The following is a 3,319-nucleotide window of genomic DNA, read 5'->3' as shown; positions in this document are numbered from 1 at the left end:
GGCCTGGCGCCGGTGGCCCGTGACTCTGGCAAGCGGGTCGCCAAACTACGCCGGCCGCAGCGTTACAACCGGCGGCTGCGCCACGTGTTCTACATGTCCTCGCTGAGCACGCTGCGGATGAACGGCCCGAACCGGGACTACTACCAGCGCAATCGCGCTGAGGGGCGCAAGCACCAGCAGGCGTTGATCGCCCTCTCCCGTCGCCGCGTCGACGTGCTGTGGGCGCTGCTGCGCGACAATCGCTGCTTCCAACTCCAACCACCGCCACCAGCGCCCGTCTAACTCACCGATGAAACGTCCGACCTGCCGGACCTGGCCGGCGGGGCGCTGCCCCGCACCCCGACCCTCCCTCGGAGACCACCAACCGGGCTCTCCTCGGCCGGGCACCCACAGGGCTGCCCGAGCACCCCGCCCGGGTCAAGGCCAAGCCGCTACGCGGTCGCCTCCGGCGAGCCTTGACCCGGCCGGGAACCTCGGGCAGGGACGAGCCTGCCCGACCGAGGAGACCCCTACCGCAGGGGCGCGTGAGCCGCCGACAGCCCGGCACAATCCGACCGTGACGATCACGATCACCAACTACCGAGACCTGGACGGTCTGACGACTGCCCGACGAGGAGATCCGCTTTACCCGCCCGGTACGGTTGTTGACCATGCAGCGGTTGGCGCTCTTCGATCTCGACAACACGCTCGTGGACCGTTCGGAGGCATTCCGACGTTGGGCGGTCGAGTTCTGCGCCGATCGCGAACTGCCGGACGACGCGTTGGCCTGGCTGATCGCTACGGATCAGGACGGCGCCGTGCCCCGCGACTGGTTCTTCGGCGAGGTGACCGAGCGTTTCGGCCTGGCAGCCTCGGTGGATGAAGCATGGAGGCAGTACCGACATCGGATGCCGGAGCTGGTGAGCTGTCCTCAAGAAGTGCGGGCGTCGCTGAGACTACTGCGCCACGAGGGCTGGACGGTCGCGATCGTGACCAACGGCCAGGCCGACAACCAGCTAGGGAAAATCAGGCGTACCGGGCTGGACCAGTGCGTCGATGCCTGGGCAGTGTCCGGGGAGTTGGGCATCCGGAAGCCAGCACGCGAGATCTTCGAGGCAGCGGCCCGTGGGTGCGGCCTCGATCTGCGGGGCGGGGGCTGGGCGATCGGTGACAGCCCTGTGCTTGATGTCGAGGGTGGCCGCGCGGCAGGGCTTGCCACCCTGTGGGTCAGCCGAGGGAAGGACTGGCCAACGGAACTCACCCCGCCCGACCGCACCGTCACGGACGTCGTGGCCGCTGTCCAAGTGCTGCGAGGCGAGGACTCCGGCCTATAGCTGTACAGCCATCCGTACAGCCAAGGCCACCTGCTGACGCCGACGCCATCCGACAACGAGGGACGGGCTGACCAGGTGCGCAGTCACTCGACCAGCCCTCCGCGATCTTCTTCTAATCCCCAGGCCGCCCCCGGCCGCCGGCGCCCGCGCTTGACAACTGGCATTGAGACTCGTCCGGTAGGGCGCTCCACCTTGGCACCCTGGCCCCTGGCCCACTCCACGGTGCGTGGGACTCACGGCGGAGATGGCTCTGAGGCCCGCCGTGCGATTTACGTGCGATTAGGGGCGGCCATCAGTACTTTCCCCGATAGTCCACAGTTGGAGTACTAGGAACTCGGCGTGTCAGTCCCGTCGCATGGGACACCGATACCCAGCTGCACTTGTGCCGTCTGCCCCCGCGACCGAATTGTCAGCGGTAGGCAGGTTGCCCGCGCAACCCACGTGCCGCCGACAAAGGCCAGCCACTGAGGTTGGTCATCGACAGGTGTGCAGGCACGCACATGGGCGCTCACGGCTGGCACCACTGAAGAGCCCCATCCGAGACGTGCCCTGTCCTCCCAGCCAGGTGCCACCCGAAGATCAACCACTGCGCCGCCGCGTACGACCAACCCCCATTTGGCGAACAGCCGGGCTGCCGGATCCGCTTCCCCCGATTCCTCTGCTTGAAGCACCGTCCGGTCAGGTACCGCGACGTCCTCTCCCACGAGCCGATAATCTGTCGGCGGTTCCTGTAGCGGAAAGCCCGATACAGTGCATGACTCCTGCCTAGCGCTCCCGTCGGTTGACGGGGACGCGCTGGGGTCAGCCCTCAGAGATGCAGTTGGTGCCGGTGATCGGGCCTCACCCTGGCTGGACCCTTTTGAGGACGTACAGGCAGCCGGCGTCACCATCAGGCAGATGCTGAGCGGCCACCACACCATGCGGCTAGTCCTTCGCATGCGCGTTACCCCCTGAACGGCGAGGCCTACGACGGTAAGGGCGCGATCCGTGAAGCGTCACCGTACCGGCAGGCGGGATTCATCCGATGCGCCGTGCCATCAACGTGCCAGTAGCCGGTACCCCCGCCGGTCACCAGGGGGCACGAACGGTCAAGCACTTCGCGCATTGATCTGGCCCACCAGGTCCTTGTCGGCCATGATCTTCGTCCTTCCTAACTGGCGGTGCGGTGAGGGTGGCCGTTACTAGAGAGTGTGCAGGTCATCAATGGCCAGCTTGATCGCGTCGGCCTCTTCCCAGACCTTCACCTGCAAGGTCATGTCGCTCCGCCCTTCCTCCTGAGACCACAGGTCGACATCGACCTTCCAAACGCCGTGGTCAGCAAGGAAGTAGGCGTCGACGTGGTGCCACGCCTCAGGCGGCATTGGGATGAACGTCGCGGAGTGCTCGCGGGGCCCAAAGGCCCAGGTCTTGGCCCGACCGCGAGTAGTCCCGCGCTAGGCCGGCGAAATCGCCGGCGGCAATCCGTTCGACCACCTGCTCGATGACGGGCCTGAACCGGGCTGGAAGATCCGCAGCAGTCACCGGTCGAGTATGAGAAGCGGGGACGACGGCTGTACAGCCATCCGTACAGCCAAGCCGGCCGACCGAAGGGAGCGAGAAGCGGCGGTAGCCGACAGGCCGAGCAGGTCAGCAGCAGCAGTCGACGCCCGCCGACATGCCGCATGATCTTTGCAATGCAGCCGCAGCGGCCGACCCACCTCTTGGCAGCGAGCTATCCGCATCCAGTCCGCAAGAGGTCGACGGGCCGTGGGGGAGTGGTGAGAGATGCCGAGAGGTGTTTTCGCTGGTAGGACCTCCTTGCGCAGACCGCCCGGATCGCCCGTCTTGATCTCATAATCTCTCTGTTGCCACATCGAGCCTTGACGACCACCATTGAGACTCGTCCGGGCGCTTCACCTTGTCCCCGTCCGGGGAGGCTGGACGGTCTGGCGACTGCCCGACGAGGAGATCAGCGACGTGACGTTGGTCGGCTACGTCGTTGTTGCTCCTGAGCCCTACGGCGTTTG

The 3,319-nt window shown here is 66.3% G+C and carries 3 protein-coding genes; 2 read left to right on the top strand and 1 reads right to left on the bottom strand.

What is annotated here, in order from left to right; translation table 11 throughout:
* Together KBX08_RS32575 and KBX08_RS32570 are read left to right on the top strand one after the other, a co-directional pair.
* Positions 1-282, top strand: a 282-nt coding sequence (locus KBX08_RS32575; protein ID WP_210787607.1) for a transposase, incomplete at its 5' end; no start/stop codon positions are given.
* Between the two features lie 368 nt (positions 283-650).
* Positions 651-1,313, top strand: a complete 663-nt coding sequence (locus KBX08_RS32570; protein ID WP_210787606.1) for an HAD family hydrolase — start codon at positions 651-653, stop codon at positions 1,311-1,313.
* A 1,181-nt stretch (positions 1,314-2,494) separates the two neighbouring features.
* On the opposite strand, the gene KBX08_RS32565 is transcribed toward KBX08_RS32570, so the two are convergent.
* Positions 2,495-2,674 (bottom strand): hypothetical protein, encoded by a 180-nt coding sequence (locus KBX08_RS32565; protein ID WP_210787605.1) that lies wholly within the window; start codon positions 2,672-2,674, stop codon positions 2,495-2,497.
* Between the last annotated feature and the right edge of the window lie 645 nt (positions 2,675-3,319).

It is taken from the genome of Micromonospora sp. H61 (assembly GCF_018070325.1).
In the GTDB taxonomy this organism is placed as follows: Bacteria; Actinomycetota; Actinomycetes; order Mycobacteriales; family Micromonosporaceae; genus Micromonospora; species Micromonospora salmantinae.
The sequence above is the reverse complement of the archived record's forward strand: the minus strand, read 5'-3'. Positions and strand labels throughout refer to the sequence as shown.

Coding starts and splice junctions, on each gene's coding strand:
- KBX08_RS32570 (WP_210787606.1), top strand. CDS start 651: ATGCAGCGGTTGGCGCTCTTCGATCTCGACAACACGCTCGTGGACCGT.
- KBX08_RS32565 (WP_210787605.1), bottom strand. CDS start 2,674: ATGCCGCCTGAGGCGTGGCACCACGTCGACGCCTACTTCCTTGCTGAC.